Genomic DNA, 26951 nt, shown 5'->3' with positions numbered 1-26951 from the left:
TTTTAGTAAAAGACGCCCATACTATAAATAGAATGAAACGTGCATCTTTTTACTATGTAAGAGGATTTTGTCAAGGATAACACCATGCATACATTGTAAAATAGTTGTAATATTGACAAAATTGTGAAAAATATTAAAATGAAAAGAAAAGGGGTTGTCAGGATGGAAGCTAATCAGAAGGTATTGGATGCGCTGAAATGGGTATCGGGCACAGGGTGTACAATTGGAATTTTATTAGTTTTATTCAGCTTATTTGTAAGCGGTTACAACGAAAGATATGTACTAACCACCATAGGGATAACCATTGCGTTAAGTGCAGCTAGTATTTTCCTTGTTGGTATATTATTTGTTCTGACAGAAGAAATGACGAAGAATACAAAAAAAGGCCAAAGAATTATACCGGACTCATCGAAGCTAATTAAATTTAAAGCCAAATCAAAAAGAAGAAAGGTGTCAATTTGACACCTTTCTTCTTTTTGGCTTTACTTCATATGTATTTAATAAGATGAAAGTCTTGAGGATATCCTTCATTTAGATTAGAATTGATATCGTTGTTTACACCATGAGAGTGAAAAACCTTCATGGAGATAATATTATCCCCATGAACCATAAAAAATAAGAAAGAAGGATCTTTATGAAAAAATAGATAAAATATCCTATCCTAGTATGTGAAGTGTTTAACATTCAAAGTGATTGTCAGGTAGTGTTTCCCATAATGTATAATGTTACAATTGTTTATTTCGTTATATTAATATAAAATAAAGTAGGCATAAGTAGGGATGAATTTACGTTCGGTCATTCCAGCTTATTTTTGTTTATAAGGATTTATTATAGGACTAAATTTAAAATAATACAATATAACTACTCATTTTCCACATATTTACGTATTTTAAATGAACTTTTTATGACATTCTTCAATTCATGTTGTCTTTTTTTCTACTTGGAACTAAGATATGAGAATACGAGTTTTAAAGCTTGGTAAATGTTTTTCCCGAATAATTACCAATGTCAAATATATTATACTAAGAGAGGGGTAGCACGATGAAAATAAAGTGGGCTTTTTTAACCATCCTTTTTACTGTTGCCACAGTGTTAACAGGTTGTGAACCATTAATGGTCTTAGATCCTAAAGGGCCGCAAGCTGAAACGCAAGCTAAGGACATTATGTTATCGATTGGATTAATGTCGATTATCGTTTTGGTCGTTTTTGGAATTCTTATCTATATGCTAGTCAAGTTCAGAGCTTCCAAACAAAGTGAGGGTTACGAGCCTCCTCATATAGAAGGAAGTAAACTTGTAGAAGCGATTTGTTTGATCGTTCCTATTATAATCGTAGGTTTCCTTTCAGTCATTTCAACACAGAGTAACTATAAGGTAGAAGCAACTCCTGAAGGATATGAAGATAAAGAACCTTTGGTTGTTTACGCATCAACTTCTAACTGGAAATGGCATTTTAGTTATCCAGAAGAAAATATTGAAACGGTTAACTATTTATACATTCCGACAGACCGTCCACTTGAATTCAAGCTTTATTCTTATGGACCGATCACAAGTTTCTGGATTCCACAACTTGGTGGTCAAAAATACGCAATGAGCGACATGGTTACTACGTTGCACTTAGCAGCGGACGAGCCAGGTGAATATATGGGTAGAAACGCAAACTTCAGTGGTAAAGGATTTGCTGAAAATACGTTCAACGTAACAGCAATGCCTCAAGCTGAGTTTGATGAATGGGTAGATGAAGTGAAACAAACTGCTAAACCTCTTACTGGAGAAAAATTCGATGAGTTATTAGAACCAGGTCATCTTGGTACTTCTACTTACACTGGAACTCATCTAGAATTCAGTCCTGCACCTGAGGGTGAAAATGGGGGACATGATCATGGTTCATCACACGAAGAACATGATTCACATGAAGAACACGAAGAACATAGCAATCATTAAGATGTAGGGTTGGTTATATTACTAACCTTACAGAGTAAACAATAAATTTCCAAAAGGAGTCACGATAGTATGGAATTCTTTGATCGATTTGCCGTACCTCATCCAAGTCTTGCGATTTACGCATCGATGGTTGCCATTGGTCTTACTACTCTTGCCATAATTGCTGGTTTGACATATTTCAAAAAATGGGGTTATCTTTGGCGTGAATGGTTAACTACAGTTGACCATAAACGTATCGGTATCATGTATATAATCGCAGCTTTAGCCATGCTTTTCCGCGGTGGCGCAGATGCTATCATGATGCGTGCACAACTTGCCGTGCCAGATAACAAACTTTTAGATGCACAGCATTATAATGAAATTTTCACGACACATGGTGTCGTAATGATCATATTCATGGCTATGCCATTTATCATGGCCTTCATGAACATCGTAGTTCCATTACAAATTGGTGCACGTGACGTAGCATTCCCACGTCTAAATGCATTAAGCTTCTGGTTATTCTTTATGGGTGCAATGTTATTAAACATTTCATTCGTAGTTGGTGGTTCTCCTGACGCAGGTTGGACTTCTTATTTCCCACTTGCAGGTAATGACTTTAGTGAGTCGGTAGGCTCGAACTATTACATGTTCTCTCTTCAAATTGCAGGTCTTGGTACATTGATGACGGGTATTAACTTCATCACGACGATTCTGAAAATGAGAGCACCTGGTATTACATTAATGAAAATGCCAATGTTTACTTGGTCTGCATTAATCACAAACTTGATCATTGTTTTCGCTTTCCCTGTATTAACAGTGTTACTTATCATGGGAACAATGGATCGATTATTCGGAACCCACTTCTTTACAACAACTGGTGGCGGTATGGATATGCTTTGGGCTAACTTCTTCTGGGTATGGGGTCATCCTGAGGTTTACATCTTAATCTTGCCGGCATTCGGTATTTATAGTGAGGTTATTTCAACATTTGCAAAACGTAATCTATATGGTTATAAATCAATGGTAGCTTCAATGGTTATCATCTCGCTTCTATCATTCCTAGTATGGGTGCATCATTTCTTTACTATGGGTCAAGGAGCACTTACAAACAGTATCTTCTCTATTACAACAATGGCGATTGCTGTTCCAACCGGAGTCAAGATATTCAACTGGTTGTTCACGCTTTATAAAGGTAAGATCACTTTTAGCACGCCAATGCTTTACTCAGTACTATTCTTGCCGATTTTTACAATCGGTGGTGTGACTGGAGTAATGCTTGGAATGTCAGCAGCTGATTACCAGTACCATAATACAATGTTCTTAGTAGCCCATTTCCACATGGTTATTATTCCTGGTGTTGTATTTGCGATGTTAGCTGGTCTTCATTTCTACTGGCCAAAAATGTTCGGTTTCATTTTGAATGAAAAAATCGGTAAGATCTCAGCTTGGATTATCACAATGAGTACGTTAGTTGCATTTATGCCGATGTTCTTCAGTGGTTTAGATGGTCAAGCACGTCGTATGTACACATATTCTGAATCAACTGGATTCGGTTTGATGAATATGATTTCATTCATTGGAGCAGCTGGACTTGCTGTAGGTTTTGCGGTAATCGTCTACAACGTGTACTACAGTATTCGTTACTCTCCAAGAAATATCGGTAAAGATCCATGGGATGCCCGTTCGCTTGAATGGTCTACTTATAACCCTGCACCAGAATATAATTTTGCGGTATTGCCACAGGTTAATTCAATTGAACCTGTATGGGATGCTAAGAAAAAGGGTCACGATCTATTCCCAGGCAAGTATGAAAAAATTCATATGCCAAATAATAGTGGAATGCCGATTATCATGAGTGCGATCTTCTTTGTTTGGGGATTCTCATTCGTATTTGGACTTTGGATTCCTGGTATCATTGCTACAATCGCGATCTTTGTATGTATGGCGCTTCGGTCATTCGAGGAAGATCATGGTCACTACATTTCAGTTGAAGAAATTGAAGAGACAGAATCAAAATTGCGAGGTGCTAAATAATGAAAATTGATAACTCGCTGCCACTTGAATATAGTACTGAAGAGAATAGTCTGAAGATATTTGGCTTCTGGATTTTCCTTGGTGCTGAAATTATGCTGTTCGCTACACTATTTGCTGGATATTTCGTATTACAGGGCCGTACTGATGGCGGTCCTGGAGTAGAGATTTTCGAAATCACTCCAGTTCTAGCAGAAACCATTTTACTTTTAACAAGTAGTTTTGTTATCGGTCTTGGTATCCACGCTATGCGTCTTGGTAGACAGAAAGCGATGATGACATTCTTTGCTATTACGCTTCTGCTAGGCCTAGGATTCTTATGCGTTGAAATTTACGAGTTTAAACACTATGTTCATATTGGGGCAGGAATACAAACTAGTGCATTCACAGCCATGCTGATGACAACATTGGGAACACACGGAGCTCACGTAACTGCTGGATTATTCTGGGGAACATTCATTATCCTACAGGTTAAAAAGCGCGGCTTGACTCCGGCCACAGCTAATAAGTCGTTTATCTTCTCACTTTACTGGCATTTCTTGGATGTGGTTTGGATCTTTATCTTTAGCTTCATTTATCTGAAAGGAATGATCTCATAATGTCTGAATTATTCCCGCGTAAACAAGTAATGGGTTTTATATTTTCAATGATTCTTACTGCAGCGGCTATTGCCGTTTACTTCCTTGATATGTCATTCGCAGCTGGTATGACAGTACTACTAGTCACTGCATTTATACAAGCAGGTCTTCAGCTTGTCGTATTCATGCATGCTGGTGAAACGAAAGATGGAAAAGCAATTTACGTAAATGTTTATTATGGTATGTTCATTGCATTATTCACGGTTTTTGGTACATTACTAGCTATGATTTGGGACGTGTAAGAGAATCTATCAAAAGAGGGCGCCTTTTAGGCGCCCTCTTTTGATTTGTTCAGGAATTTTCACAAGGTAGCTTAAGGGGGAGGCGTGAATATTTCGAGGAGAGTCTTAATAAAAAAGGCAATAAAAAAAAGCAGGTATTTAAAGCGACGCCTGCTTTTTTATTCTTTCCATTGTTTCTCTACTTGGTGAAGGGCGGTTTGGAAGATTTCTTCCTCATTAGCACCCGGTTTTGCTAGAACATTAGTCTGATAAGATTTTCCTTTGTAATCAACCTTCACAGTAACTTTCATCATTTTACCTCATCCTTTCTTTATTCTACACACATACTATATACCCGTTACTATCGAACAATCAAACATATTGCCTAGCAAAACAATTAAAATATATAATTTTCACAATTATCTGATAAAACAAAGAAATTGTCAAGATGTTTTAGGGTCAGACCCCATTTCCCGGTCTATTTTTTCGCAAATCTCGATATTGACAGAAGTGCGTTTTTTTACTATATTTACAAAAGGTAATTTTATAATATTTCCCGATGAACGGGAGAGGTTCATAGCACTACCCTCTTAAAAAAACTATGGCTTTGATATTTTTTGCGAATCAACCATATCTTTGAGGAGATATGGTTTTTTATTGTATAGAGGCCTTTTATGAACCTCCCTGGTTACGTGGAAGAGGAGGACGTCTATATGTCTGGAAGAAAAGAAGAAGAACTGAATGATATAACATTGCTAGGAAATCAGGGTACCCAATATACGTTTGATTATGCCCCTGAGATTTTAGAGTCATTCGATAATAAACACCCGAACCGGGATTATTTCGTAAAATTCAATTGTCCGGAGTTTACCAGTTTGTGTCCCATCACGGGCCAGCCGGATTTTGCGACCATATATATCAGCTACATTCCAAGTGTGAAAATGGTTGAAAGCAAGTCATTGAAACTGTATCTTTTCTCTTTTCGCAATCATGGGGATTTCCACGAAGATTGCATGAACATCATCATGAACGATTTAATCGAATTGATGGATCCGAAGTTTATCGAGGTCTGGGGCAAATTCACTCCACGTGGGGGCATTTCCATTGATCCATACACGAACTATGGAAAACCTGGGACGAAGTTTGAAGAAATGGCGAATTACCGTTTGATGAATCATGACCTATATCCAGAAACCGTGGATAATCGGTAAATTCTGAATCAACAGGACTAATAGCTCGTATAAAGAATAGTATTTTTAGCTTCTCGATTTTCGGGAAGTTTTTTTGTTTGTATGAAAATACTGGGTCAATATCTTACCATGCAAATGACCATTATTGGATTATAATTATATTGTCTTTATCAAAAATACATATGTCCTCATATAATGGAATTAACTCTTGATTGTTTCACGAAAACGCGTAATAATAGGGTGAGTTGATTTTGACAGAATATTTATAAAATAGGGGTTGTCGGGATGAAAGTAGCAAAGTTTGGCGGGAGCTCGCTCGCGTCGGGGGAACAGTTGAAGAAGGTATTCGAAATCGTGGTTTCAGATCCAGAGAGAAAGGTCGTCGTCGTTTCAGCTCCAGGGAAACGCAATTCCGATGATATAAAGGTAACTGATTTATTGATTGAAGCTGCGGAACAGCAATTACGTGGGGATGATGGCGGGCTTTTAATAGAAGATGTTGTCTCTCGTTATGCGAGCATTGCTGAGGAAGTGGACATTTCAGGAACGGTCATTGCGGAGATACGTGAAGACTTACACACTTTGCTGCATGCGGACCAGAGTAAACCGAAGCGTTATGTGGATGCATTGAAGGCGAGCGGGGAAGATAATAATGCGAAGCTTGTTTCCGCTTATTTTCAGAGTCAAGGTGTGGAGGCGCAATATATAAATCCCAGGAAGGCCGGATTGATTGTGACGGATGTCGATGGATATACACAGGTGCTTCCTGAATCGTACGAGCGTCTATATGCACTTCGTGATGAGCCGGGTATCGTGATATTCCCAGGATTCTTCGGCTATACACTGGACGGGGATGTTTTAACGTTTTCAAGAAGTGGCTCGGATATTACGGGCTCGATTCTTGCAAATGGCGTGAGGGCAGACCTGTATGAGAATTTCACGGATGTGGATGCCGTATACGCAGTCAATCCCAATGTGGTTCCCAATCCGAAGGGAATCCGTGAATTGACGTATCGGGAAATGCGGGAACTCTCTTATGCAGGATTTTCGGTTTTTCATGACGAAGCGCTAATTCCTGCATTCCGGGCTGGCATTCCGGTACATATCCAGAACACGAACAATCCAACAGCACAGGGGACAAGGATTGTGAATACGCGAGATAACACGAATGGCCCTGTGATCGGAATTGCGAGTGACAAAGGGTTTTGCAGTATTTACATTAACAAATACTTGATGAACCGTGAAGTTGGTTTCGGGCGCAAATTGCTTCATATTCTTGAAGATTACGGTGTTTCCTATGAGCATGCCCCATCTGGCATTGATGATGTGACCATCATCCTGCGTCAAGATCAAATGGGCGAAGAAGTCGAGGCAAAAATTGTTTCGCGTATTAAGCAAGAGCTTCATGCCGATCAAGTAATTGTTGAACATAACCTTGCATTGATCATGGTCGTTGGTGAAGGCATGCGCCATAATGTCGGAACGACGGCAAGGGCCTCGAAAGCATTGGCCGATGCCAAGGTTAATATAGAAATGATCAACCAAGGATCTTCCGAGGTGAGCATGATGTTCGGCGTGAAAGGGCATAGTGAAGAAACGGCCATCCAGGCTTTATATCATGAATTTTTTTAAGAATAAGTGTTTTGGAACCTCCTGGATTCGGGAGGTTTTTTTTATGTGAAAAAACTCTTTATCTTTTACCATAATTTAGTCATGATAGAGAAAGGGAAAAATGAAAGAAGGCGGAAGATATGGGATGGTTGATTAATCTCCGGATTGTCATGTTCTTGTTGATCAGCTATATGTATTACTTGCGGATCCCGGATTCTGATCTATTTTTAAAAGGGCTACTCGTCCTAATCGTGGTAGCTTTTATGCTGAATCATTATTTGATTTTCTATAAGGACGCATTTCAGCATGAGTTACGCGTCATCTATTTAGATGGCGTGCTCAGTTTTGGGTACGGCTATTTGTTCCCGCACTCCACCCTTTATTTGATTCTGGTCGGCGTCGTCACGGTTACCTTGTTTATCCTGGTCTCGGAGTCTAAGAAACATCGAATATATGGGCTGTTTTTTGTATTCTTATGGGTCTCGGTCATGGTCTATACCTATTTGCGAACGGGAACTCTCGATATCATTGATAACCTCGTGAGTATCTCGTTTGTCGCCTTTACGGCTGTGGTTGGCAATTTGATTCGAAAACTTATAGAAGCAAGTGAAGTGATGAGTGAGCAATTCTTACAGTTGAACGAGGCGCATGAGGAGCTATCAACAGCCCACCAGCAGTTGCAGGAGTATTCGGCTCAGGCAGAGGAATCGGCAAAAATCAGGGAGCGAAACAGGATTGCACGGGAGATTCATGATACGGTGGGGCATAAAATGACGGCCTTATTTGTACAGATGGAGCTTGCTTACGAGCTGATTAATCATGACTTGGATAAAGCGAGGGATACGATGAATGTCTGTAAGGATTTGGCGCAGGAAGCCTTGGAGGAGGTTCGTTTTTCCGTCCAGGCATTAAAAGAAGAAGAAACGACCTTTCTATCCAGTGTGAATAAGCTGTTGAATGAATTCCATCAATCGACAGGCTTGAAGTCGAATGTTGAGATTCAAGGAGACCCAAGTCATATACCAAGCACACTTCAGCCTACACTCATTCGAATGATTCAGGAGAGCGTAACGAATGCAAAACGCCATGGAAATGCGACGGTCAGTTCAATCAAGCTAGTGTGTATTCCGGAAAAGGTGAGGATAGAAGTGCAGGACAATGGCATGGGGGCGAGCTTGATCATTCCAGGATTCGGGTTGAAAACGATGCAAGACCGGATTAACGAAATGGGCGGGGTCTTATCATATGGAAGCAAACAATCTCAAGGGTTCCATATTACTGCGGAGTTTCCGTTAAACGAAAAAAATGGGTGATTGGAGGAGCGTCATGATAAAGGTAATCATTGTGGATGATCAACCGCTCATCCGTGATGGGTTGGCGGCATTGCTGAATTTGAGGCCTGAGCTTGAAGTAGTTGGCGTGGCGAGTAATGGCATGGAGGCTTATGAACGGTCGGTGGAAATGGAAACCGATATTGTCTTGATGGATATCCGGATGCCACGAACGAATGGTGTTGTCGGGACAAAGATGATTACGTCGCAACTTCCGAATACGAAAGTGCTGATGCTAACGACATTTCAGGATAGTGAACTCATTTTCTCGGCGTTGGAGGAAGGAGCGAGTGGGTATTTACTGAAAGACATGTCAGCTGACATGATTACCAATGCAATCAAGACCGTTCAATCAGGGGGGATGGTGCTTCCTCCAGAGATCACTGCCCAAATGCTGCAAGAGTTAAAGGGGGAAAAAGAAAGGAAGGTGAGCACTTTTCCTGCTGTCCTCACTGATCTGACCAACAGGGAACGCGATGTACTAAGGGACCTTGGTTTTGGAAAAAACAATAAGGAAATTGCAGCTGATTTGTTCATTACAGAGGGAACCGTGAAAAACCACGTGTCGAGTATCATTTCAAAACTTGAACTGCGTGACCGCACCCAGGCAGCCGTTTTTGCCGTACGGTATGGGGTGACTACGTTTACAGAATGAATAGTTAATAGATAGATGACTTTCAGCATAGCGGAAGGTCATTTTTTTTATGGATATCTTCCTTGAGGTAGATGGTTTATTTTTACTTTGGTCTTAGAATGAGGAAGAAGCGTTATACGAGGAGGAATGAATCGGTGCTAAAGGTGAACGAGGTCAGGAAATCATACGGGAAGAATGTGGCTGTAAAGGACATTTCTTTTTCGGTGGATAAGGGGGAATCATTCGGTCTACTGGGGCCAAATGGAGCCGGCAAATCGACGACGATTGCCATGATTTGCGGATTGCTGCCTTACGAGTCGGGAGATATCCTTATTGATGGTCTTTCGGTGAAAAAGGAACCAAGGAACGTTAAAAAGAAAATCGGAATTGTACCACAGGAGATCGCTTTGTACCCGACGATGACCGCGCAAGATAACTTACTGTTCTGGGGAAGGATGTATGGACTGTCTAGGGCAAAGGGGAAGAAAAGGGCGAAGGTTGTCCTTGATATCGTCGGGTTACAGGATAGGGCGAAGCATAAAGTCGAGACCTTTTCTGGTGGGATGAAAAGGAGACTGAATATCGGTGCCGCCCTGATGCATGAGCCTGAACTCTTAATCATGGATGAGCCGACGGTCGGAATCGATCCGCAATCGCGCAATCATATATTGGAAACGGTGAAGAGGTTGAATGGGGAAGGAATGACGGTGATTTATACGAGCCACTACATGGAGGAAGTAGAGAATCTATGCGACAGGATCGGCATTGTCGATGAAGGGAAAATCATTGCCCTCGGTAAGAAAGAGGAATTATGTGAATCGTTGGCCGAGGGAGCTGTCATACACCTACAGGTTGATTCACTCAATGAAAATTGGCTTAATGAACTGGAACATGCGGTGAATGTTGATAAGGTAGTAGCCGATACGGAAAAAAACACGCTCGAAATCGTTGTGACCAATCACCCGAATATCGTCTCGGACATTATAGCTTCCGCTGTGAAGTCCAATGTTAAGGTGCTGTCCTTTGAAAGGAAAGAACCAAATTTAGAAAGTCTTTTCTTGCAATTGACGGGGCGGTCACTGCGAGATTAGGAGGAGGTGTGGAAAATGAAGAGCTTTCTGATTGCATGGAAGGATTTTAAGATACGGGCCATGGACCGGCGGGGCTTCATGATGATGCTGATCATGCCACTTATCTTGACGCTGATTTTGGGAGCGGCCTTGAAGAATATCGTTGGAAGCGATGAGGGGTTTCAGGAAACGTCAGTCGGGTTGTATGTAGAGAAAAAAGATTCCCTGGCGGATACATTGAAGGATGATGTGTTAGCGAAGGCGGACTTCCTTACGGTTAAAACCGTAGACAGTGAAAAGAAGCTTGAAAAGATGGTGAAAAAAGGGGAGATCGAAGTAGGGGTTTATATCCCGGCAAAATGGAGTGGCAACCTTGCCGGAGCCGTCCTTTACTCGAATCATGATACACAATTAAAAGCAACGGTCGTCGAATCGGTCATCACTTCTTTTACTGAGCGGGTGCAGACAGTTTCGCTGGCTTCCGAGACTGTCATGGAAAATATGGTGGAAGTAACAGCAGCCTCTACGGGAGCTGGGGATTTAAGTGGAACAGGGGAGCGTGTATCCACAGTGTTGACAGAGAGAGGAAAAGTAGAAATGACGGTCGCCAATCAATCGGTCGGTGAAGCGTCTATATCCTCCATGCAGTATTACGCCGCCGCGATGCTTGTCATGTTTTTGCTTTTTAATGTGACGCTTGGAGCTAAGTCGATGATTCAGGAACGTCATACAGACACGCTTGCCAGATTGAATAGTACCCCGGTAAGTAAATACGGAATCCTGATTGGAAAGTTCTTGGGCACCCTTTATTTCGCCTTCCTTCAATTTTTGCTCTTTTACGCTGCGACGTCTTTCTTCTTCAACGTGAAGTGGGGAGATAATATTGGTCAGGTGGTGGCGACCGGTTTTGTGTATTCCGTCGCAGTATCGGGTCTATCCATGCTCTTGGCCGCCTTTATCAGGAAGGAGAAGACAGCTGATTTGATCAGCGGGATCGGTATCCAACTGTTTGCGATTGTTGGGGGTTCGATGGTGCCGATTTACGTGTTTCCTGAAAGTTTTAAAGCGATCTCCGCGCTGACTCCGAATAATTGGGCATTGACCGTTTTCTTGGACATCATGTCCGGCGTTGGATGGAGTGAGCTTTTGTTACAATTTTCGGTGTTAGGGGCCATCGGACTTGTGTCCATGTTGATTGGAGCTTGGCGATTAAGGGGGAGATATGTATGAGGAAAATCTGGAACATCTGCCGCTTTGAAATCCAGCGGGTCTTTAAGGAAACGCAGAGCTATCTCATCATGTTCGCGATGCCGCTTATCTTCACACTCTTGTTTGGTACATTATTCGGGACGGAAGAAAAAGATAAGCCTTCTGTTATATTTGTGGATGAAGATGGTTCGTTACTATCCGAGTCGTTATTTGAGCAACTGCATGAAAAGAACTCACTGTTCAGCATAAAGGAGGGGAACAATCAGGAAGCGCTCATGGAAGTTGAAGATAAAAGCGTCGTCGGAGTCATCCGTGTTCAAAAGGGGTTCGAAGCCAAAATGTTGGCAAGTGACATACCGGATGTTGAGTTTGAGCATATTCCCGAGTTCACCACCCATCAAACGATTAGTGGATACCTTTCCAATAAGCTTTCGAAACTGAATATCGAAACGGCCGCCGCCCTCGTTTGGAGTGAACAGAGTGGCGAACAGTGGCAAGATCTGTATGGAAAACTGAAAACGGAGTCAAGCACCGAAGGAACAGGTCTGAAAAAGATCATCACCGATGGAGGCAAGGTTACTGAGCAGGGCGGTTTATCTAGCAGTGCCGCCGGATTTTCCATCATGTTTTTGATGATTACGATGATGAGCGTGACGGGCACGATTTTAGAGGCGAGAAGTAATGGGGTATGGTATCGGTTACTGTCGACTCCGGCCTCCCGTTTTGAAATTGCCTCTGGTTACCTGCTTTCTTTTTTCGTGATAGGTTGGATTCAATTTGGTGTACTGATGTTGGCTACCACTTTCTTTTTCGATGTGAGCTGGGGGAAACCGATCTATTTGGTGATACTCGTTTCCTCAATGCTGTTGGCAATTGTGGGCCTTGGGTTGATGATTGCCGGCCTGGTAAAAACGGTCGAGCAGCAGTCGGCAATCGGCAACCTCATTGTCATCTCCAGCTGTATGATTGCCGGCGTTTACTGGCCGATTGAAGTTGAGCCTGTCTTTATGCAGAAGATGGCAGAGTTCCTGCCACAGAGGTGGGCGATGAAAGGGTTGACGGAAATTGCTGGCAGCGGTACCTTCCCTTTTGAATCGATTGCTATCTTACTGGTATTTGCGCTCCTCTTTTTATTGGTTGGCATGGGGAGGATACGGTTTGAATAAGAAAGACACGCTGAAAGTCCAGCGTGTCTTTCTGCTTAATTCAGTACCCATTTGTCTTTCAGGAATAAGAGCCTTGATACAGCGAAGAAAATGGCGATCGAGATTACAAGACTGCCGGCTGTAAGCAAGATATTCTGATAGTCGATGACACCGTAAAGCAATTCCTTGAAAAGGGCGAATATATTGAAGAATGGAATCAGGAAATGCTGGGTTGTCAATTCGTGCAAGCCGGTACCTCCCAAGAAAAGCGTAGGCAGGATAACGAGCATGGAAATGGGCGATAGGTAGTTCTGGGACTCTTTAACGGTCTTGGAAATGATGCTAGCTGACATTTGCAAGGCACCGATGAATAGAGAAAATAAAATGGTGATCAATAAGGCAGTCGGAAGGATCAGCCATAGGTCGCTGCCAAAATCAAAGCCTTTTTTCAATTCTTCGGTTAAAAAAATGAGTTCCAAGGTGACGACAAGGATCGAGACGATTCCAGCCAGTGCACCGACGGAAGAAATCGTCAGCCATTTGGCTAGCAGGATTTTTCCACGGCTAACTGGGGTCATAAGCAACGCTTCCATTGTTTTGCGGTCTTTTTCCCCTGCAAATAAGTCGGACGCTAGCGGATAAGCGCCCGTGCTGATTGCCGATGTGATGATTAAGGGCAGAAAGAGTGACAGAATGCTCAAAGAGGCTCCGTTATCGCTTTCTGGTCCGACCTCGTTATCGCTTTCTAGCCCAACCTCTTTGAAGTTGACTTGCAGTGGACTGATTACGCTCGTATCGACATCAATTGTTTGCAGGCGCTCCTGGATGATTTGTTTTTCAAAGAGAGTTAAAGCGGACTCGACTTGTGAAAGGACGAAGGAGCTATCTTGACTATAGGAGTCACCGGAAAGACTGAAAGTGACCTGTTCTCCCTTTTTGATTTGTTCCATGAAGCCATCACTAACTAGCAGTGCTGCAGCGGCTTTTCCATCTTTGACGGCATCTGTCGGGTTCTCGAATGATTGGACTTCGATTTGAGGAAATTCCTTCAATAGGAGCTTTCCGTCTTCACTGAAGGAAGATTTTACAGCTAATGTATAGGTTTCGTCTTCATCCATGGACATCATGCTTTCATAAAATATCGTCAATCCCGTTAACAAAAGGATGGGAAGAAAAACACTTAATAATAGCGTCCGGCGATCCCTCAAAGCTTCCTTCATTTCTTTGATATACATATTAAGAAACATGCGACTGATTCCCCCTTACAAGTTTGGACATGAATATGTAATTCAGGTCACGACTGTTTTCTTCTTTATAAAGAGTCTCAAGCTGCCCTTTATAGACCATTTCTCCTTTATGCATCATCGCCACAGAGTCGCAGAGCAATGTGACTTCCTCCATGATATGGCTAGAGAAGATGATGGTCTTTCCCTGGCTTTTCAATTGAAGAACAAGCTGGCGGAAAACATTCGATGAAGTGATGTCAAGTCCCGTTGTCGGTTCGTCGAACAGGATGATATCTGGGTCATGAATGAGGGTCCGAGATATGGCGACTTTTTGACGCATACCTTTCGAGAACCCGCCGACTTTACGATCAAGATAATCCTTCATGCCGAACTTGACGGCCAGTTCTTCAATCCGAACCTTTGTTTCGTGCTTGCTCAATCCGTAAAGAGTGGCGAAATAAGCTAGATTTTCACGGGTGGTCAACCGGTCGTACAAGCCGGTTTCCCCACCGAACAGGACACCAATCTTTTTCTTGATTTCGTTGGGATGATCGATCGTATCGAATCCGTCCACTTTGATATATCCTTCCGTCGGGGTCAGAAGGGTGGCAATGGAACGAAGTAAGGTGGTCTTCCCGGCACCGTTCTCCCCAAGCAATCCGACAATCTGACCTTTTCTAATGGAAAGGGAGACATGTTTGAGTGCGGTGATGAATGTTTTTTTATCTTGAAATGTTTTTGTGACTTCATGGATTTCAATCATTTTTGATCCTCCTACATCTCTTTTGATTAACTCCATCATACAAATAAAGAGAGTGGGAATCTGTAGTTATGTCGCGAAAATGCCATTTAGTGTCGTTAAAGTGTCATTTTTCCATATTTTGATGGTAAAATAAAGGTAATTTCAGGTAAGGGGAGTTGAACATGAAGGTTGGTCTTGTGGATGATCGGAGAATTGATTTGGATAAGCTGAATGGGATCGTGACCCAAATACCAGGCATCGAATTGGTTTTTTCCACGGATTCCGCGGAATACGCATATGAGCAGATCAAACTGGAATCGATTGATTTACTCATCGCGGATATCGAAATGCCTAACTTGTCCGGATATGAAATGGCTGACATCATCCATTCACATGCATTGAACATCGCGGTCATTTTTGTGACAGGTACGAGCGGGTATGCCGTACATGCCTTTGAACTCAATGTGCATGACTATATCATGAAGCCCTATTCGAGAGATAGGCTCGTCAAATCCATTGAACGTTTCCTAGAAAAGACGAAAACCGCTGAAGTGGCGGGAAGGCTGTTTTTAAAACAGAAAAACGATATTCATATTTTACAAAAGAGGGATATTATTTTCATAGAGCGTTCGGGTCGATCAACGACCATACATACGAAAAATGGTCCAATCAAAACCTATCAAACCTTGAATGAACTGGAAGGGGAACTGCGAGAAAGGGACTTCATCCGTTCACACCGTTCGTTCATCATAAACATCCATTTTGTGAAAAACTTTTCGCTATACGCCAAAAACTCATATGTCGTCAGCTTTGACGGAATCGAGGAGCAAGCGATGATCACGAAGGAAAGGGTGGACTTCCTGCAAGCTCAATACTTTTAAGGTGTGAAAACTATGAATGCATTCATTGTCGCTATACTGGGAATATGGCATCTCTACCAATTAACGAAGCTTTTACCTTGGCAAATGTCGCCCTCGATATTGGTCATCTTTTGTATTCTTATCATCATGGCAATGTACCTCAAATGTCGCCCCATATATAACCGAATTTCTCTAGGAACCTTTATGGAGGGAACTCTATTAGGCATGCAGCTTGTAGTGGCTCTACTCTACTTTCCCATTCAACCTTCATTTGCCTACTTAGGTTTATTCGCGTTATTCATAGGGGTGGAAATGGTACGCATCCATATCGGGGAATTGGGGATACTCCTAGAAAGACAGCAAAAAGGAATGGATGAGGAGCGACTGCAGGTCAATGAAACGTTCCGCGTAGTCCGCAGTCAGCGCCATGATTTCCTGAAACATGTATCAGCGCTGCAATTTATGATCGAGCAGGATCAAATGGCCGCGGCGAAAGAATATATGAATGAGTTGGTGGATGGCTTTGAAGAAACGAATCTATCGATTAAAGGAGAAAAAGGGGTCGTCGCCGGGATTCTGCACCAAATGTTCCGCAAGGGCAAGCAAAAAAAAATCCAAACGACGTATCATCTCGATGTCCCGCTCTCGTCCTTACCATTTAATGACCAGGACCTTGTCGCCTTGATTGGGAATGTACTTGCCAATGCGGTGGAAGCGGCAGAAGCATATCAGGAAGAAAAACGGGGAGCTGCTCAAGTTACGGTTCAGTTTTACAAACGGAGCGGGTTGTATATTTTGACTTGCAGCAACCATTGCCAGCCGATTCCTAACTCGATCTTGGATACGATGTATGAGAGATATGGTCAAACGACGAAGCGGGGAGAACATGAGGGGATGGGAACGAAAATCATCGCCGATATCGTGAAGCGTCATCATGGCCATTTGGATTTCAACTATAAGAATGAGGAGTTTGTGCTGAAAATCAAGATTCCCGCGATTGTAAGGAGATAGATATTATGCAAAGGAGGAGGGAAATCATCGATATACAGGGATTGAATCACCTATTATTTTCGGTTTCGGATTTAGAGAAATCCATTCAATTCTATCAGGACGTTTTCGGGGCAAAATTGCTGGTTTGCGGGAACAGCACGGCTTATTTCGATTTGAACGGGGTGTGGCTAGCTCTTAATCAGGAAAAGGATATTCCGAGAAATGAAATAAACGAATCGTATACCCATGTTGCATTTTCCATTGCAAAAGAGGATTTTGAAGCCATTCATGATCGGCTTGAGCGGTTGCATGTGAATATTCTTAGTGGAAGAGAGAGAAATGTGCGTGATGAAAAATCGATTTATTTTACAGACTTAGATGGGCATAAGTTCGAATTCCATACGGGCACCCTACAGGAAAGACTGGAATATTATAAACAGGAAAAGCCCCATATGAGGTTTTTTTAATGGACTAGCTCATATCCTGATATAGAAGAATCTTAAATTTAACGTTCTTTCAGAGTGTTTCTCCATTCTTTGAAAATGTTTAAATAATGAATATAGTTCTTTGTATCCGTAATTTCTCCGCATTCATGTAACACCCAGGGCTGTGGCTGGTAGGGAATGCCGACATCATATCCTTCATTTATAAATTGGAGGCATTGCGACGTATCGTATAAATGCCATCCATCAAAAAGGTTTTCATTCCAAGGAAGGTCATATTGAGTGGCTATTAACACACCATCCAAAGCCTGGACCTTCTGATAAGCGTAGTCCGCCTCTTCAAATAAAAGGTATCGGTATGTTGATCGGTGCTCAATGATTTTTCCTGCTTTTTTAGGGCTTTCCCACCAGATTCCATTGTCCGGGATGGACTTGGCACCAATAACCCCAAACATTCCTAGACTAGGATGATTTTCGAACAAAAAAAGTAAATCTAATAAAAAGCGTTTGTTCATGATCAGCGTATCTTGATGCAAATAGACTTTATACTTGGCATCAGTTTGATTCATCGCTTCATTGTAACCAGCAGCCATACTAACTGATCCACGTAAAGGTAGTAATTCAATCTCCAAGTGAGACGGTACAATTAAATCTTGAATATGTTGGACGCATTCCTTGTATTTCGCTTCATCATTCACACAAGAAATAAAACATACTTTCTCGTTGATAAAAATCCCTCCTAAATTAAACCGGCTTTGCCCTAATGACATATTGATAAGCGGTAGCCTCTGTTTTGAAATGCTCGGTGCTGATTTGGAAATTTCGATTAACTGCTTCAAGTGCTTCAATCATCAAGTCGTAACGGGGATTGGAAAATGGAATGATCATGAGGCTCTCTATAATATAGCCACTAGATTCAAAAAGCTTCACAATCTCATTCCGTGTAAAAAAGCGATAATGCGTTTTATCTAATAGCCCAGCATCTGTATAGGTCCATGCACCGGATAATAAACTCTCGATAATAGAAATATGCCCGATATTAGGAATGCTCGCTAATACACAACCGGTGTTAGACAGCAGTGGCTTAACCTTCGTTAACACTTGAGAAGGGTTAATTAAATGTTCCAACACATCTCCAAAGATGATGGAATCGAATGATTTCCTGCTTAACGCTAAATCTGCAAGATTCACCGTTTCTATATTTTCTATAACCACTTCATCTAGTTTAGTCAAAGCGATTTCTCCGGCACTGGAAAAAAGCTCAATACCCGCAACGTAAGCGCCGGTTTCAGCTTTAACCGCTGCGCCTAGGTTTCCTTCGGCACAACCTATATCGAGAACCTGCTTCACATTCGTTGGTATCATTCTTAATAATGTATTATTTATTCCCTGATAATACGTCACATTTTTAGATGCATAGTCTTCATAACTTGAATGGTCACTCAATCTATATTCCTCCTTGTTTACCAATTAAAGCTCTTTTAAGTTCCTTAGCAGAGTATGCCACTAAATATATGCGAAGCCCTTCCTGTATGTGCGTGCAGCTATCTACTAAGATCATTAAAAGGTTACCATGGGAGGACTTGACCGATATATAGACCAAACTGACTGATAAATAGCTCAAGTTGACCGATAAAGGTTTAAACTGACCGATAAATCACGGATACGGAAAGGAGTCTCCAATTGATTGGAGACTCCTTTTCTTTCTATTCAATCCATTACGGTTAGCAGTTGCTCAATAGGTTTACGTGGGCGCGGTGTGGGAATCATGTCCGGGTATCCAACATGCAGGCTGCCGACGATTTTTTCTCCGGGTTTGACGCCTAGGGCTTCACGGAATTCTGGGCTATGAATCATGCCATAGGTTTCCCAAATCATGCCGATTCCCTGTTCCCAGGCAAGTAAGCTGAAATTCTGGATCAAGGCACTTGTGGCTCCGTAATCTTCTTCACGGGTCATGAGATTCGGATTTTCCTCCATGATGACCGCAACGAACATCGGAACGCCGTTTAATTTATTGAAGCCACGCTTGCCGGCTTCTTTTTTCTTTGATGGATCCTTTTCTTTACCCGCCATGAAATCTCGTGTAGCTTCAGCCAGTTTTAAGCGGCTGTCTCCATGTACGATGACGAATCGCCAAGGTTGGGTCATTTTATGATTGGGTGCCCATGTGGAGGTTTCTAAAAGTGATTGAATGGTTTCGAGGGGAATGGGCGTGTCCTTGAATCGTTTAATGCTCCGCCGTTCTTTTATGATTTGTTCTAGTTTCATGTTCATTTTTCTCCTTAGTTTTCATCTATCTATGTATATGAATGATATTTTTTGAAAAAAAAAGACCCCGGTTGCCTAATATGCTTTAAATTGAATAGATTGACTTGAATAAAGAGGGGGCAATATTCTAGTGACTTTGCATTCCAACTAAGCATATGTATTTTACTAGGCACAGAGAGACCGGGGCGACATTGTATCTTTGTACAATATCAAAAGGGTACGATATGAAATTATCGTAGTTACTTAACAAATTTCAGAGATCGATAATGAAATTGAAAATCATTATCAATTAGAATTTTCTCTTATTTCCTGTTTTTTGTCAAGCGAATCTATGAAAAAAATCAAAATTTTTTCCATGGCTTACGAATCTTGCTAATTCTTTTATAAAATCTGTATAAAATTGTATAATGAAGAGGCTACTTACTTACATATGCAGATTGAAGGGTGTCATAGATGAAAAAACTATTTTCGTTCCTTAAACCATATCGTCTCTTCATCGCTCTTGCTTTATTTTTAATGTTAGTCGAGCTTGGTGTCGAACTGTTACAGCCGCTATTCATTGCGAGAATCATTGATGAAGGCATTTTACAAAAAGACCTCTCCGTTGTGATTATGTGGGGCGCCATTATGGTCGGACTCTCCATTTTTTCGTTTCTTGGAGGAATTGTCAATTCGTTTACCGCTTCTCATGTTAGCCAAAGTTTTGGTCACGATATAAGGAATAGCCTCTTCGGGAAGATCCAGGCTTTCTCATTTGTCAATTTAAACAGCATCCCGACATCATCTTTGATCACTAGGATGACGAATGATGTGACACAGCTTCAGAATACGGTGTTCATGGGCCTTCGTATCATGGCAAGGGCACCATTGATTGTCCTAGGAGGGACGATCATGGCCATTACGGTCAACCTGAAGTTGTCCCTTGTATTGGTCATTTCGGTTCCGATTCTTGTGTTTTTCCTGGGTTGGGTCATGAAACGTGCGGCAAAGCTGTTTCGGCTCGTCCAGAAACGGCTGGATAACGTCAATAGCGTCATGCGGGAAAATCTGATTGGGATGAGATTAATCAAAGCGTTCCTTCGCAAGGATCATGAAATCGACCGTTTTGATGGGGCGAATGATGAGTTGAAAAGGAAGACGGTGAACTCCCTTCGCTTAATTGAAACGACGATGCCTGTGCTGATGCTGGTCATGAACGTGGCGATCCTCGTTATCCTTTGGTTCGGGAGCGGATATATCTCTACGGGAGACATACAGGTAGGGGAAGTCGTGGCCATAGTCAACTATGCCACAAGAATCGCGGGCTCTCTTTCGGTCTTTTCCTGGTTGATCATGGTTCTGTCACGGGCAAAAGCTTCAGCGGATCGTGTGACAGAAATATTTGAGACCCCGATAGATCTTGATGACGGCAAGTTGGAAAGCGCAGGGAAGCACGTCAAAGAGGGACAAATCGAGTTCCAGGACGTCTCATTTCGGTATCCGGGTAGTGAGGAACCGGTACTGAAACATTTGAATTTCACGGTGAAAGCAGGACAAACCCTCGCGATCATCGGTGCGACAGGATCGGGGAAAACGTCATTATTTCAGCTCATCCCACGTTTATTCGAAAGTGAAAGTGGAACGATTAGGATAGATGGGCAGGATGTGAAGGACATTCCTTTGGATTCACTTCGGAAAAGGATTGGGTATGTGCCGCAGGAAGCAATGCTTTTCTCCGGATCCATCCAGAGCAATATTGCCTGGGGGAAAGATGATGCAACGTTTGAGGAAATCAAGACAGCGGCTCAGCATGCACAGATTCATGAAACGGTGATGAAATTGCCAAAGCAATATGAAACGAGGTTAGGGCAAAAAGGCGTAAATCTCTCGGGCGGGCAAAAGCAACGGCTGTCGGTGGCGAGAGCATTGGTGCGCAGGCCGAAGATCCTCCTTCTGGATGATAGTACAAGTGCGTTGGATCTAAAAACGGAAAGTAGATTGCTTGCTGCGTTGGAATCCTATACGTGCACGACACTCATCATTACACAAAAAATAAGCACGGCTAGGAAAGCGGATAAAATTTTACTGCTTGAAGATGGTGAAGTCCTTGCGGAAGGAAAACATGAAGAGTTGAGTAAGACGAACGCGCTTTACCAAAAAATCGTTTCATCACAATACGGGGAGGAGGAGATTTCCTATGAAACAAAAAATTTCTCCCGCTAAAAAGCCGTCTAATTCAGCGGGTACGGTCAAACGGATTCTCCCCTATTTAACGACAAATAGAAGTTTGCTCATCGTGGTCCTTCTCATGGTTCTCATCAGTTCAGTTTTAGGGCTGCTTGGACCGTTTCTAGTTGGAATGGCCATCGATGATTATATTGTCACGGAGGATAGCGATGGTCTGGTCCATCTGCTTTATGGGTTACTCGCGGTTTATGTATTTTATTCGCTATCCATGTGGCTGCAAAACTATTGGATGATCGGCATTGCCCAAGATACGGTTTACCTGATGCGGAATCAACTGTTCAAAAAGCTTCATCAGCTTCCGATTCCTTTCTTTGATCGTCGCCAACATGGAGAGCTGATGAGCCGGGTCACGAATGATATTGAAAATGTCAGCTCCACATTGAACAGCTCGGTCATCCAAATTTTTTCAAGTGTCCTGACTCTTGTCGGAACACTGGCCGTCATGCTGTATTTGAGTCCCTTACTAACGGTTCTTACCCTTTTCATTGTGCCGCTCATGTTCTTTGGTTTGAAATGGATCACGAACCGGACGGGCAGGCTTTTCAAAGAACAGCAGAAAAATCTTGGCGAACTGAATGGATTTATCGAAGAAACGATTTCAGGTCAGCGTATCGTAAAGGCCTTTTCACAGGAAGATAAAGTCACTCGTGATTTTATAACCCGCAGTGAAAACTTGAAGAAAGCTGGTTATTTGTCGCAATCCTATTCCGGGTTGATTCCGAAGCTGATGAACTTACTGAATAACTTAAGTTTTATCGTGATTGCTGCGGTCGGGGGCTATTTAGCCTTGGAGGGTTTAGGAGGGGTTACGATTGGTGTGATCGTCATTTTCACTGAGTACTCCAGGCAATTCACACGTCCACTCAATGATTTGGCCAATCAGTTCAATACCCTGCTATCAGCTGTCGCTGGTGCGGATCGGGTATTTTCGATTCTGGATGAAGAAGAAGAGGATGTCGATGAGAAAGACGTTGGTGAATTGCGGGATGTCTGCGGGGAAGTGGATTTCGAAGGAGTATCCTTTTCCTATGGTGAAGAGGACCAAACGATTCGTGACATAAGTTTCCATGTAAATAAAGGAGAGACGGTGGCATTGGTCGGTCCCACTGGGGCGGGTAAAACGACAATCATCAATCTGCTTGCCCGGTTTTATGAACCGAACGGTGGAAGAATCTTGATCGACGGTCAGGATATCCAGAGGATGACGAGGGCGAGTCTTCGTAAGCATATGGGGTTCGTTTTACAAGATTCCTTTTTATTTCAAGGAACGATCCGCGAAAACATCCGTTATGGCCGCTTGGAAGCTAAGGATGATGAGGTAGTGGAAGCGGCCAAACTTGCCAATGCCCATTCCTTCATCATGAAACTGCCCAAACAATATGATACAGTCCTGACTCAAGATGGCAGCGGGATCAGTCAGGGGCAACGGCAGCTCCTGTCGATTGCGAGGGCGATATTAGCCGACCCAATTCTTCTGATTTTAGATGAAGCGACAAGCAGCATTGATACAATCACCGAAATCAAGATACAGGAGGCTTTACATCGCTTGATGAAGGGGCGGACGAGCTTCGTCATCGCCCATCGGCTGAATACGATACAGCAAAGTGATCAGATCCTGGTGTTGGATGAAGGAAGGATCATAGAAACAGGTTCCCATTCAGAATTATTGAAGCGGAATGGTTCCTATGCCGAGCTACATCGCAGTTCCCTGAAGGAAAACCATACAGGATGAAAAAAAATGTGTGCCTCTTGGCGCACATTTTTTAGTGGATTTATAAAATGGAAGAACCTAGCGGGTATATTCCGTAATCGAAGCAATGGCTTCATCCAAGAATGCAAGGACGTCTTCTTGTACCGGATACAAGCCAGCGGAAGCGGATTCTTCCTTGGATTTTCGGATTTCCCAAAACTTCTCCTCAAGCTCTTTGTTACCTTGGAAAACAAGTTCGGATAGCAGCAAAGAATCTTCCGCAATGAGCCGGCCTTCTTCCGATAGAGGGGAGATGCCGTTCTTGGTGCACCTTTCAATTCTCTTCATAAGATTGATCCATTGCTTCATGCTGATATCATTCTGCTCCATTTTAGGGAGCTTATTTATGGTTTTCTGTTCTTCCTCGTTGAAGTGTAACCCCCGATTATGCTCTTTCTTTTTGAATAGCGGAAGCAGGAGCTCCCAATTGAACTCTCCTTCAACCTCGATGCTGTTTAATAAAGTCTGGATGTTCTTTAACGTGTTTTCCTCTTCTTTTATATCGGACTGTATCTGTCTTTGGTGCTGGAGAAGCAATTCTTTGAAGGTTTCTTTATTCAATACGGTTTTTATATCATCCAATGAAAAAGAAAGGGATTTAAGCAGGCAAATTTTTTCGAGTCTCTTCAAGTCATTTTCCGTGTAATATCTTCGTCCATTCGCGTGTCTGTATTCGGGTGTCAATAACTGGATTTGATCATAGTAACGGATGGATCTTATCGTTATATTCGCTCGCTTGGACAATTGTCCTACGGTCAGAAATTCCATTGTCATACCTCCAAATAAGTTCTTGTGGCATTTGTTAGGGCTTCGTCTTCACTTATATTATAGCTGGATGATCATTGGGAGATATGCTAATGTCCATCGTTATCGAAAGGTTATAAGTCTTCTCCCGTAGTGTTTGAATGCTAGACCACTAATTTCGGCTAGTTAAGAAAACCTATTGCTATGTAACCATTATATGACATATAATTCAGAATATATATAAAATTAAGATAATTGGTCGGAAAAGGGGGATAGAAAAATAGAACGATGTGAAATGGCAATTATATTAAGATAAATTAGGTAGGAGATGAAATGATGAAAGCGCTTAAATCAGTGATTTTATGGGGGATCATCTCTGCGTTAGGGGCGGTAAGCTTCGGTATTGTTGCCTTAAACCGTGGGGAAAGCATTAATGCGATGTGGGTTGTCACGGCTGCTCTCTGTGTCTATTCAATTGCTTATCGCTTTTATAGTAAATTTATCGCACAGAAGGTATTCGAGCTTGATGACAAACGTAAGACTCCTGCTGAATTGAATAATGATGGAAAAGATTATGTGCCTACGAATAAATGGGTACTGTTTGGTCATCATTTCGCTGCAATTGCTGGGGCGGGACCACTTGTAGGTCCGATCCTCGCTGCTCAGATGGGATATTTACCTGGGACGCTTTGGTTAGTGGTTGGTGTAGTTTTGGCCGGGGCGGTGCAGGATTTCGTCATTCTTTTCGGGTCGATGCGCAGGAACGGTAAATCACTTGGTGAGATGATAAAAGAGGAAATCGGACCAGTCACAGGCTTCATTGCCATGCTAGGGATTTTTGGCATCATGGTTATTTTATTAGCTGTACTTGCCCTAGTGGTCGTGAAGGCTTTGGTTGGAAGCCCTTGGGGAATGTTCACGATTGCTTCGACGATACCGATTGCGGTCCTTATGGGTGTTTACATGAGGTACATCCGGCCTGGACGAGTTGGTGAAGGTTCCATCATCGGGATTGTCCTATTGATGCTTGCTTTGTATTTCGGAAGATTTGTATCCGAAAGTGCAACGCTTGCTCCAATGTTTACATTTTCAGGCGAAACGATTGCCATCATGCTGATTGTGTATGGCTTTGTCGCTTCTGTCCTACCAGTTTGGATGCTTTTAGCACCGCGTGATTATTTAAGTACCTTCTTGAAAATCGGTACGATCATCGCTCTTGCGCTCGGTATCTTCATCGTCATGCCGAACCTTGAAATGCCTGCAGTCACGCAGTTCATCGATGGAACGGGTCCGGTTTTCTCGGGTAACCTCTTCCCATTCTTATTTATCACAATCGCTTGTGGTGCAGTATCTGGATTCCACGCACTCGTATCATCGGGTACAACGCCTAAGATGATTGAACGGGAATCACACGCTCGTCCAATTGGCTATGGTGCCATGCTGACTGAGTCTTTTGTGGCCATCATGGCGATGGTTGCGGCCTGTGTAATAACGCCAGGCATTTACTTTGCCATTAATAGTCCAGGTGCTGTCATTGGAACGGAGCCGGCTCAGGTCGCGACAACGATATCCGATTGGGGATTCGTCTTGACACCTGATATGATTACGGGACTTGCCGAAGATGTAGGGGAGGAATCGATATTATCCCGTACTGGAGGGGCTCCCACATTTGCAATTGGTATGGCTCATATTTTCTCACAAGTAGTAGGGGGAGCCTCCCTTATGGCGTTTTGGTACCATTTCGCTATCCTGTTCGAGGCCTTGTTCATCCTGACGACCATTGATGCCGGAACCCGGGTGGGCCGTTTCATGATTCAAGATATAATCGGTACATTTTATAAACCATTTGCGCAAACGAATAAATGGGTGCCGAACATCATTGCGACAGCAATCTGTGTTCTAGGTTGGGGATACTTCCTCTATCAAGGGGTCATTGACCCGCTTGGAGGAATCAATACGCTTTGGCCATTGTTTGGGATTGCGAATCAAATGCTTTCCGCTATTGCGTTACTGCTTGGTACGACCGTCCTTTTCAAAATGGGAAAGAAAGCTTACACATGGGTCACGCTTGTACCGACGACTTTCATTTTAATCGCGACGATGACGGCAGGTTGGCAAAAGCTCTTTCATGAAAATCCGGCCATTGGATTTTTGGCCCATAAGGATAAATTCAAGGCTGCCTACGATGCCGGCGAAGTCCTTGCCCCCGCAGCTAACTTATCTGAAATGAAACGGATCATTTTTAACGATTATCTGGATGCCGCCCTTTGTGCCTTCTTTATGATCGTCGTCATCACTGTCTTGATTTCAGCCATTCGTCTATGGATTAAGGTCCTGAAAAACCATAAAATTGACCTGCATGAATCTCCTTATGTATCAAGGTAGGTCATAAAGGGAGGGAAACCATGATAAAAAAAATAGCCGAGATTCTCAGCTACCGAAAGCAATTTGTCAGTTTGCTTGTTGGCGTTCCTAGTTATGAAACGTATGTAGCTCATATGAAGCTCCAGCATCCTGAAGAAACGGTAAAGACAAGGAAAGAATTTTTCTGCGAGGCTCAGGACGATAGATATAATGCTAAGGATGGAAAGGTATCACGCTGTTGTTAGACCTATTTAAGCAAAAGAGGCCCTTAACGATTGGGGCCTTTTTTGTGCGGATTTTTAAAGGATTATGTGAGGAAAGAACTAAAA

Annotated in this window: 26 protein-coding genes and 1 riboswitch; of the genes, 19 read left to right on the top strand and 7 right to left on the bottom strand. The window is 42.5% G+C overall.

The window, feature by feature from the left end; all coding sequences use genetic code 11:
- Nucleotides 1-162: 162 nt before the first annotated feature.
- From ACIQXN_RS11985 to qoxD, 5 genes are all read left to right on the top strand, one after another.
- Nucleotides 163-462, top strand: coding sequence for a hypothetical protein (locus ACIQXN_RS11985; RefSeq protein WP_402966592.1), 300 nt, complete (start codon nucleotides 163-165; stop codon nucleotides 460-462).
- A gap of 579 nt (nucleotides 463-1041) precedes the next feature.
- A complete protein-coding gene (gene qoxA / locus ACIQXN_RS11980; RefSeq protein ID WP_402966590.1) occupies nucleotides 1042-1944 on the top strand; it encodes a cytochrome aa3 quinol oxidase subunit II in 903 nt (300 codons plus the stop codon).
- A 69-nt stretch (nucleotides 1945-2013) separates the two neighbouring features.
- On the top strand, nucleotides 2014-3960 hold the full coding sequence (gene qoxB, locus ACIQXN_RS11975; protein WP_402966588.1) for a cytochrome aa3 quinol oxidase subunit I: 1947 nt from the start codon (nucleotides 2014-2016) through the stop codon (nucleotides 3958-3960).
- Nucleotides 3960-4556 (top strand): cytochrome aa3 quinol oxidase subunit III, encoded by a 597-nt coding sequence (gene qoxC, locus ACIQXN_RS11970; RefSeq protein WP_402966586.1) that lies wholly within the window; start codon nucleotides 3960-3962, stop codon nucleotides 4554-4556. Before qoxB ends, qoxC begins: the two co-directional genes overlap by 1 nt.
- A complete protein-coding gene (gene qoxD, locus ACIQXN_RS11965; RefSeq protein ID WP_402966584.1) occupies nucleotides 4556-4837 on the top strand; it encodes a cytochrome aa3 quinol oxidase subunit IV in 282 nt (93 codons plus the stop codon). The genes qoxC and qoxD overlap by 1 nt, the downstream gene beginning before the upstream one ends.
- Before the next feature lie 158 nt (nucleotides 4838-4995).
- On the opposite strand, the gene ACIQXN_RS11960 is transcribed toward qoxD, so the two are convergent.
- Nucleotides 4996-5130, bottom strand: coding sequence for a BA3454 family stress response protein (locus ACIQXN_RS11960; protein ID WP_402966582.1), 135 nt, complete (start codon nucleotides 5128-5130; stop codon nucleotides 4996-4998).
- A 249-nt stretch (nucleotides 5131-5379) separates the two neighbouring features.
- Nucleotides 5380-5425, top strand: a riboswitch (PreQ1 riboswitch).
- A 104-nt stretch (nucleotides 5426-5529) separates the two neighbouring features.
- On the opposite strand from ACIQXN_RS11960, the gene queF reads away from it, so the two are divergent.
- The 7 genes from queF (at nucleotide 5530) to ACIQXN_RS11925 (ending at nucleotide 13027) form a co-directional block, all read left to right on the top strand.
- On the top strand, nucleotides 5530-6027 hold the full coding sequence (gene queF, locus ACIQXN_RS11955) for a preQ(1) synthase (RefSeq protein ID WP_402966580.1): 498 nt from the start codon (nucleotides 5530-5532) through the stop codon (nucleotides 6025-6027).
- Between the two features lie 264 nt (nucleotides 6028-6291).
- Nucleotides 6292-7638 carry an aspartate kinase gene (locus ACIQXN_RS11950; protein ID WP_402966578.1) on the top strand — a complete coding sequence of 449 codons (1347 nt, stop codon included), beginning with the start codon at nucleotides 6292-6294 and terminating at the stop codon, nucleotides 7636-7638.
- A 119-nt stretch (nucleotides 7639-7757) separates the two neighbouring features.
- Nucleotides 7758-8930, top strand: coding sequence for a sensor histidine kinase (locus ACIQXN_RS11945; RefSeq protein ID WP_402966576.1), 1173 nt, complete (start codon nucleotides 7758-7760; stop codon nucleotides 8928-8930).
- A 13-nt stretch (nucleotides 8931-8943) separates the two neighbouring features.
- Nucleotides 8944-9603 (top strand): response regulator, encoded by a 660-nt coding sequence (locus ACIQXN_RS11940; RefSeq protein WP_402966574.1) that lies wholly within the window; start codon nucleotides 8944-8946, stop codon nucleotides 9601-9603.
- A gap of 98 nt (nucleotides 9604-9701) precedes the next feature.
- Nucleotides 9702-10673 carry an ABC transporter ATP-binding protein gene (locus ACIQXN_RS11935; protein WP_402966572.1) on the top strand — a complete coding sequence of 324 codons (972 nt, stop codon included), beginning with the start codon at nucleotides 9702-9704 and terminating at the stop codon, nucleotides 10671-10673.
- A 15-nt stretch (nucleotides 10674-10688) separates the two neighbouring features.
- Nucleotides 10689-11882 carry an ABC transporter permease gene (locus ACIQXN_RS11930; RefSeq protein ID WP_402966570.1) on the top strand — a complete coding sequence of 398 codons (1194 nt, stop codon included), beginning with the start codon at nucleotides 10689-10691 and terminating at the stop codon, nucleotides 11880-11882.
- Nucleotides 11879-13027 carry an ABC transporter permease gene (locus ACIQXN_RS11925; RefSeq protein ID WP_402966568.1) on the top strand — a complete coding sequence of 383 codons (1149 nt, stop codon included), beginning with the start codon at nucleotides 11879-11881 and terminating at the stop codon, nucleotides 13025-13027. Before ACIQXN_RS11930 ends, ACIQXN_RS11925 begins: the two co-directional genes overlap by 4 nt.
- A 35-nt stretch (nucleotides 13028-13062) precedes the next feature.
- On the opposite strand, the gene ACIQXN_RS11920 is transcribed toward ACIQXN_RS11925, so the two are convergent.
- Both ACIQXN_RS11920 and ACIQXN_RS11915 read right to left on the bottom strand, forming a co-directional pair.
- Nucleotides 13063-14253 carry an ABC transporter permease gene (locus ACIQXN_RS11920; RefSeq protein WP_402966566.1) on the bottom strand — a complete coding sequence of 397 codons (1191 nt, stop codon included), beginning with the start codon at nucleotides 14251-14253 and terminating at the stop codon, nucleotides 13063-13065.
- On the bottom strand, nucleotides 14243-14995 hold the full coding sequence (locus ACIQXN_RS11915; protein WP_402966564.1) for an ATP-binding cassette domain-containing protein: 753 nt from the start codon (nucleotides 14993-14995) through the stop codon (nucleotides 14243-14245). The genes ACIQXN_RS11920 and ACIQXN_RS11915 overlap by 11 nt, the downstream gene beginning before the upstream one ends.
- 161 nt (nucleotides 14996-15156) lie before the next feature.
- On the opposite strand from ACIQXN_RS11915, the gene ACIQXN_RS11910 reads away from it, so the two are divergent.
- From ACIQXN_RS11910 to fosB, 3 genes are read left to right on the top strand one after another with little or no spacing between them, the layout of a single operon-like run.
- Nucleotides 15157-15855: a LytR/AlgR family response regulator transcription factor gene (locus ACIQXN_RS11910; protein ID WP_402966562.1), complete on the top strand. Its 699-nt coding sequence runs from the start codon at nucleotides 15157-15159 to the stop codon at nucleotides 15853-15855.
- 12 nt (nucleotides 15856-15867) lie between these two features.
- Nucleotides 15868-16845 carry a sensor histidine kinase gene (locus ACIQXN_RS11905; protein WP_402966560.1) on the top strand — a complete coding sequence of 326 codons (978 nt, stop codon included), beginning with the start codon at nucleotides 15868-15870 and terminating at the stop codon, nucleotides 16843-16845.
- 5 nt (nucleotides 16846-16850) lie between these two features.
- Nucleotides 16851-17291, top strand: coding sequence for a metallothiol transferase FosB (gene fosB / locus ACIQXN_RS11900; RefSeq protein WP_402966558.1), 441 nt, complete (start codon nucleotides 16851-16853; stop codon nucleotides 17289-17291).
- 38 nt (nucleotides 17292-17329) lie between these two features.
- On the opposite strand, the gene ACIQXN_RS11895 is transcribed toward fosB, so the two are convergent.
- The 3 genes from ACIQXN_RS11895 to ACIQXN_RS11885 all read right to left on the bottom strand — a co-directional run bounded on the left by ACIQXN_RS11895 (nucleotide 17330) and on the right by ACIQXN_RS11885 (nucleotide 19538).
- Nucleotides 17330-18106 (bottom strand): glycosyltransferase family protein, encoded by a 777-nt coding sequence (locus ACIQXN_RS11895; RefSeq protein WP_402966556.1) that lies wholly within the window; start codon nucleotides 18104-18106, stop codon nucleotides 17330-17332.
- Complete coding sequence (locus tag ACIQXN_RS11890) at nucleotides 18012-18713, bottom strand: class I SAM-dependent methyltransferase (protein WP_402966554.1); 702 nt, start codon at nucleotides 18711-18713, stop codon at nucleotides 18012-18014. The genes ACIQXN_RS11895 and ACIQXN_RS11890 overlap by 95 nt, the downstream gene beginning before the upstream one ends.
- Before the next feature lie 264 nt (nucleotides 18714-18977).
- Nucleotides 18978-19538 carry a nitroreductase family protein gene (locus ACIQXN_RS11885; protein WP_402966552.1) on the bottom strand — a complete coding sequence of 187 codons (561 nt, stop codon included), beginning with the start codon at nucleotides 19536-19538 and terminating at the stop codon, nucleotides 18978-18980.
- Nucleotides 19539-19991: 453 nt separating this feature from the next.
- On the opposite strand from ACIQXN_RS11885, the gene ACIQXN_RS11880 reads away from it, so the two are divergent.
- Both ACIQXN_RS11880 and ACIQXN_RS11875 read left to right on the top strand, forming a co-directional pair.
- Complete coding sequence (locus tag ACIQXN_RS11880; protein ID WP_402966550.1) at nucleotides 19992-21740, top strand: ABC transporter ATP-binding protein; 1749 nt, start codon at nucleotides 19992-19994, stop codon at nucleotides 21738-21740.
- Nucleotides 21715-23496: an ABC transporter ATP-binding protein gene (locus tag ACIQXN_RS11875; RefSeq protein WP_402966548.1), complete on the top strand. Its 1782-nt coding sequence runs from the start codon at nucleotides 21715-21717 to the stop codon at nucleotides 23494-23496. The genes ACIQXN_RS11880 and ACIQXN_RS11875 overlap by 26 nt, the downstream gene beginning before the upstream one ends.
- A gap of 57 nt (nucleotides 23497-23553) precedes the next feature.
- Here ACIQXN_RS11875 and ACIQXN_RS11870 read toward each other — a convergent pair whose 3' ends face one another.
- A complete protein-coding gene (locus tag ACIQXN_RS11870) occupies nucleotides 23554-24282 on the bottom strand; it encodes a MerR family transcriptional regulator (RefSeq protein WP_402966546.1) in 729 nt (242 codons plus the stop codon).
- Between the two features lie 312 nt (nucleotides 24283-24594).
- On the opposite strand from ACIQXN_RS11870, the gene ACIQXN_RS11865 reads away from it, so the two are divergent.
- Entirely contained in the window at nucleotides 24595-26643 is a 2049-nt protein-coding gene (locus tag ACIQXN_RS11865) for a carbon starvation CstA family protein (protein WP_402966544.1), read from the top strand.
- Nucleotides 26644-26663: 20 nt separating this feature from the next.
- Nucleotides 26664-26867: a YbdD/YjiX family protein gene (locus tag ACIQXN_RS11860; protein ID WP_402966542.1), complete on the top strand. Its 204-nt coding sequence runs from the start codon at nucleotides 26664-26666 to the stop codon at nucleotides 26865-26867.
- The last annotated feature ends 84 nt before the right edge of the window (nucleotides 26868-26951 follow it).

The sequence above is a fragment of the Peribacillus sp. NPDC097295 genome (genome assembly GCF_044761665.1).
In the GTDB taxonomy this organism is placed as follows: Bacteria; Bacillota; Bacilli; order Bacillales; family DSM-1321; genus Peribacillus.
Note: the sequence above shows the minus strand (reverse complement) of the source record. Positions and strands in the feature narration are given on the sequence as shown.

Excerpts from the sequence above, each read along its gene's own strand:
- ACIQXN_RS11985 (WP_402966592.1), top strand. The coding sequence starts at position 163 with ATGGAAGCTAATCAGAAGGTATTGGATGCGCTGAAATGGGTATCGGGC.
- qoxA (WP_402966590.1), top strand. The coding sequence starts at position 1,042 with ATGAAAATAAAGTGGGCTTTTTTAACCATCCTTTTTACTGTTGCCACA.
- qoxB (WP_402966588.1), top strand. The coding sequence starts at position 2,014 with ATGGAATTCTTTGATCGATTTGCCGTACCTCATCCAAGTCTTGCGATT.
- qoxC (WP_402966586.1), top strand. The coding sequence starts at position 3,960 with ATGAAAATTGATAACTCGCTGCCACTTGAATATAGTACTGAAGAGAAT.
- qoxD (WP_402966584.1), top strand. The coding sequence starts at position 4,556 with ATGTCTGAATTATTCCCGCGTAAACAAGTAATGGGTTTTATATTTTCA.
- ACIQXN_RS11960 (WP_402966582.1), bottom strand. The coding sequence starts at position 5,130 with ATGATGAAAGTTACTGTGAAGGTTGATTACAAAGGAAAATCTTATCAG.
- queF (WP_402966580.1), top strand. The coding sequence starts at position 5,530 with ATGTCTGGAAGAAAAGAAGAAGAACTGAATGATATAACATTGCTAGGA.
- ACIQXN_RS11950 (WP_402966578.1), top strand. The coding sequence starts at position 6,292 with ATGAAAGTAGCAAAGTTTGGCGGGAGCTCGCTCGCGTCGGGGGAACAG.
- ACIQXN_RS11945 (WP_402966576.1), top strand. The coding sequence starts at position 7,758 with ATGGGATGGTTGATTAATCTCCGGATTGTCATGTTCTTGTTGATCAGC.
- ACIQXN_RS11940 (WP_402966574.1), top strand. The coding sequence starts at position 8,944 with ATGATAAAGGTAATCATTGTGGATGATCAACCGCTCATCCGTGATGGG.
- ACIQXN_RS11935 (WP_402966572.1), top strand. The coding sequence starts at position 9,702 with ATGAGGAAGAAGCGTTATACGAGGAGGAATGAATCGGTGCTAAAGGTG.
- ACIQXN_RS11930 (WP_402966570.1), top strand. The coding sequence starts at position 10,689 with ATGAAGAGCTTTCTGATTGCATGGAAGGATTTTAAGATACGGGCCATG.
- ACIQXN_RS11925 (WP_402966568.1), top strand. The coding sequence starts at position 11,879 with ATGAGGAAAATCTGGAACATCTGCCGCTTTGAAATCCAGCGGGTCTTT.
- ACIQXN_RS11920 (WP_402966566.1), bottom strand. The coding sequence starts at position 14,253 with ATGTTTCTTAATATGTATATCAAAGAAATGAAGGAAGCTTTGAGGGAT.
- ACIQXN_RS11915 (WP_402966564.1), bottom strand. The coding sequence starts at position 14,995 with ATGATTGAAATCCATGAAGTCACAAAAACATTTCAAGATAAAAAAACA.
- ACIQXN_RS11910 (WP_402966562.1), top strand. The coding sequence starts at position 15,157 with ATGAAGGTTGGTCTTGTGGATGATCGGAGAATTGATTTGGATAAGCTG.
- ACIQXN_RS11905 (WP_402966560.1), top strand. The coding sequence starts at position 15,868 with ATGAATGCATTCATTGTCGCTATACTGGGAATATGGCATCTCTACCAA.
- fosB (WP_402966558.1), top strand. The coding sequence starts at position 16,851 with ATGCAAAGGAGGAGGGAAATCATCGATATACAGGGATTGAATCACCTA.
- ACIQXN_RS11885 (WP_402966552.1), bottom strand. The coding sequence starts at position 19,538 with ATGAAACTAGAACAAATCATAAAAGAACGGCGGAGCATTAAACGATTC.
- ACIQXN_RS11880 (WP_402966550.1), top strand. The coding sequence starts at position 19,992 with ATGAAAAAACTATTTTCGTTCCTTAAACCATATCGTCTCTTCATCGCT.
- ACIQXN_RS11875 (WP_402966548.1), top strand. The coding sequence starts at position 21,715 with ATGAAACAAAAAATTTCTCCCGCTAAAAAGCCGTCTAATTCAGCGGGT.
- ACIQXN_RS11870 (WP_402966546.1), bottom strand. The coding sequence starts at position 24,282 with ATGGAATTTCTGACCGTAGGACAATTGTCCAAGCGAGCGAATATAACG.
- ACIQXN_RS11865 (WP_402966544.1), top strand. The coding sequence starts at position 24,595 with ATGAAAGCGCTTAAATCAGTGATTTTATGGGGGATCATCTCTGCGTTA.
- ACIQXN_RS11860 (WP_402966542.1), top strand. The coding sequence starts at position 26,664 with ATGATAAAAAAAATAGCCGAGATTCTCAGCTACCGAAAGCAATTTGTC.